The 3,835-nt window shown below is 77.7% G+C and carries 1 protein-coding gene; it reads right to left on the minus strand.

Annotated elements, in window-relative coordinates:
* Positions 1-3,835, minus strand: a 3,835-nt coding sequence (locus ACFU6K_RS33440) for a beta-ketoacyl synthase N-terminal-like domain-containing protein (RefSeq protein WP_380669493.1), incomplete at both ends; no start/stop codon positions are given.

A 3,835-nucleotide genomic window follows, 5' to 3' on the forward strand; every position in this document is an offset into this window, starting at 1 on the left:
GGCGAGAGCACCCCGGTCGGGGCGGTGCCGTCCAGGGCCTGCCGGAGCGGGCCCGCCAGGGCGCCGCGGTCGAGGCCGTCCGGGCCGACCGCCACCCGCAGCAGGTCCGCGCCGTGCCGTTCCAGCGCCGCCAGGGCGCCCTCGACGGCCGCCGGGGCGTCCCCGGCCGGCAGCACGGCCAGCCAGGTGCCCGCCGGGCGGTCGGCCCGCGGCAGGACGGCCGCCGGCTCCGGGAGCCGCTGCCAACCCGCCCGGTAGCGCCAGGAGTCGAGCCGGGAGCCGTCCCGCTTCCGGTGGCGCCAGGAGGACAGCGCGGGCAGGACCTCGCCCAGCGAGCGCTGCTCCTCCTCGGCCAGCCGCAGGCTCGCGCCGAGGGCGGCCAGGTCCTGCTGTTCGACGGCCGCCCAGAAGGCGGTGTCCACCGGGTCGGCCGCCGGCGCGGGGCCGTCCAGCCAGAACCGCTCGCGCTGGAAGGCGTAGGTGGGCAGCTCCACACGACGGGTGGCGGTGGCTCCGGCCGCGGTGAAGAAGGCCGGCCAGTCCACCTCCGCGCCGAGCGTGTGCAGCGCGCCGACCGCCCGGACCAGGGCCGCGGCCTCCGGCCGGTCCCGGCGCAGCGCGGGCAGCAGGGCGAAGCCGCCCTCGGGCGCCGTCCCGGCCAGGCAGTCCTGGCCCATCGCGGTCAGCACGCCGTCCGGGCCCAGCTCCAGGTACCGGCTCACCCCGTCGGCGGCCAGCCGCCGGAACACGTCGTCGAAGCGGACGGCGGCACGGATCTGGCCGACCCAGTACTCCGCCGTGCGCAGCTCCTCGGCGCCCACCGGGCGGCCGGTGCCGGAGACCACCGGGATCCGCGGCTCGTGGTACGTCAGCGCCGCCGCGACCTCGCGGAACTCCGCCAGCATCGGGTCCATCAGCGGCGAGTGGAAGGCGTGGCTGACCCGCAGCCGCCTGGTGCGGTGCCCGGCCCCGGCGAGCGCCTCGGCGATCCGCAGGACGGCCTCCTCCGGGCCCGCCAGCACGGTGGCGCGCGGGCCGTTGACGGCGGCCACGGCCACCTCGCCGCCGAGCAGCGGCAGCACCTCGGCCTCGGCGGCCTCCACGGCCACCATCGCGCCGCCGGCGGGCAGTCGCTCCATCAGCCGGCCGCGGGCGGCGACCAGCGTGGCCGCGTCGGCCAGCGACAGCACCCCGGCCGCGTGGGCGGCGGCCAGCTCGCCGACGGAGTGCCCGGCCAGGAAGTCGGGCCGCACGCCCCAGGATTCGACCAGGCGGTAGAGGGCGACCTCGACGGCGAACAGCGCCGGCTGGGTCCAGCCCGTACGGTCCAGGAGTTCGCCGCCCTCGGCGATCACCTCGCGCAGCGGCCGCTCCAGGTGGCGGTCCAGCTCGGCGCAGACCTCGTCGAACGCCGCCGCGAACACGGGGTAGGCGGCGTACAACTCGCCGCCCATGGCGGTGCGTTGGGCGCCCTGGCCGGTGAACAGGAAGGCCGTACGGCCGGGGGAGACCGTGCCGCGCACCAGCTCGGGGGCCGGTCCGCCGGTCGCGAGCGCCTCCAGTCCGGCCCGCAGGCCGTCCGGGTCGGCGGCCACCAGGGCCGCGCGGTGGGCGAACCGCGTGCGGGAGACGGCCAGGGCGAGGCCGAGGTCGGCCGGGTCGGCGGTGAGGGCGGTGTCCAGGTGGTCGCGCAGGCGGCGGGCCTGGTCGCGCAGGGCCTGGTCGGTCTTGGCGGAGAGGAGGAAGGGGAGCGCGCCCGGTGCGGGAGCCTGCTCGGCGGGCACCTCGTCGGCGGGCTGCTCCTCGGGGGCGTGTTCGAGGATGACGTGGGCGTTGGTGCCGCTGACGCCGAAGGAGGAGACCCCGGCCCGGCGCGGACGCCCGGTCTGCGGCCACTCCCGCTCCTCGGTGAGCAGCTCCACGGCGCCCGCCGTCCAGTCCACCTGCGAGGACGGCGCGTCCACGTGCAGGGTGCGCGGGACGGTGCCCCGGCGCATCGCCTCGACCATCTTGATCACGCCGCCGACGCCCGCCGCCGCCTGGGTGTGGCCGATGTTGGACTTCAACGAGCCCAGCAGCAGCGGCCGTTCACGGTCCTGACCGTAGGTGGCCAGCAGCGCCTGGGCCTCGATCGGGTCGCCCAGCTTCGTGCCCGTGCCGTGCGCCTCCACCACGTCCACCTCGGTGGCGGCCAGCCCGGCCCGGTCGAGGGCCTGGCGGATCACCCGCTCCTGGGAGGGGCCGTTGGGGGCGGTGAGCCCGTTGGAGGCGCCGTCCTGGTTGACGGCGCTGCCGCGCAGCACGGCGAGCACCGGGTGCCCGTTGCGGCGGGCGTCGGAGAGCCGCTCCAGCAGCAGCATGCCGGCGCCCTCGCCCCAGCCGGTGCCGTCCGCCGCCTCGGCGAACGCCTTGCAGCGCCCGTCCGGCGCCAGCCCGCGCTGGCGGCTGAACTCGATGAACGAACCCGGCGTCGACATCACCGCGACGCCGCCGGCCAGCGCCAGCGAGCACTCGCCGGAGCGCAGGGCCTGGCCCGCCAGGTGCAGGGCGACCAGCGAGGAGGAGCAGGCCGTGTCCACGGACACCGCCGGGCCCTCCAGGCCGAGGGTGTACGCGATCCGGCCGGAGGCGACGCTGGCCGAACTGCCGTTGCCCAGATAGCCCTCCACCTCCTCCGGGACGGTGGTGAAGCGGGCCGCGTAGTCGTGGTACGAGATGCCGGTGAAGACGCCCGTCCGGCTGCCCCGCGCCGACACCGGGTCCACGCCCGCGTGCTCGAAGGCCTCCCAGGAGGTCTCCAGCAGCAGCCGCTGCTGCGGGTCCGTCGCCAGCGCCTCGCGCGGGTTGATCCCGAAGAACGCCGCGTCGAACCCGGCCGCGTCGTACAGGAACCCGCCCTCGGAGGCGTAGCAGGTGCCGGGCTGCTCGGGGTCGTCGCTGAACAGCGCGGCGGTGTCCCAGCCGCGGTCCTGCGGGAAGCCGCCGACGGCGTCCCGGCCCTGGGCGACCAGCTGCCACAGGTCCTCGGGCGAGCCGACCCCGCCGGGGTAGCGGCAGCTCATCCCGATGATCGCGATCGGCTCCCCGGCGTCCACCGGGCCGGCGGCCGGGGCGGCCGCCGAGCCGTCCTCGCCGAGCAGCTCGCCGAGCAGCCGGGCGGCCACCGCCTCCGGGGTCGGGTGGTCGAACAGCAGGGTGCTCGGCAGCCGCACCCCCGTCGACCGGGCGAGCCGGTCGCGCAGCTCCACCGCCGTCAGCGAGTCGAAGCCCTGCTCCTGGAACGGGCGGACCACCTCGATCCCGTCGGCCGTGGGGTGGCCCAGGACCTCCGCCGCCAGGCCGCTCACCAGCTCCACCAGGGACCGGGAGCGCTCGGCGACCGGCAGGCCGGCGAGGGCGGAGCGCAGCGCCGAGGCGGCGTCGTCGCCGGGCGCGGGCCGCTCCTCGGCGCGCTCCAGCTCCCGCACCTCGGCCAGCGCGCCCAGCAGCGGGCTCGGCCGGACGGCGGTGAACCCGGGGTGGAAGCGCGACCAGTCGACCTCGGTGACGGTCACGGCCGTGTCGTCCAGGTCCAGCGCCTGCCGCAGGGCCGCGACCGCGAGGTCCGGCGCCAGCGCGCCGAGGCCCATCCGCCGCAGCGGCTCCTCCTGACCCGCCGACATGCCCTCCCCGGCCCACGGGCCCCAGGCCACCGAGGTGGCCGTCAGACCGCGCGCCCGGCGCTGCTCGGCCAGCGCGTCCAGGAACGCGTTCGCCGCGCCGTACGCGGCCTGGCCGCCGCCGCCCCAGACCCCGGCGACGGAGGACATCAGCACGAAGGCGTCCAGCTCCCGCC

Origin of the sequence: Kitasatospora sp. NPDC057512 (assembly GCF_042802135.1) — a bacterium.
GTDB lineage: Bacteria > Actinomycetota > Actinomycetes > Streptomycetales > Streptomycetaceae > Kitasatospora.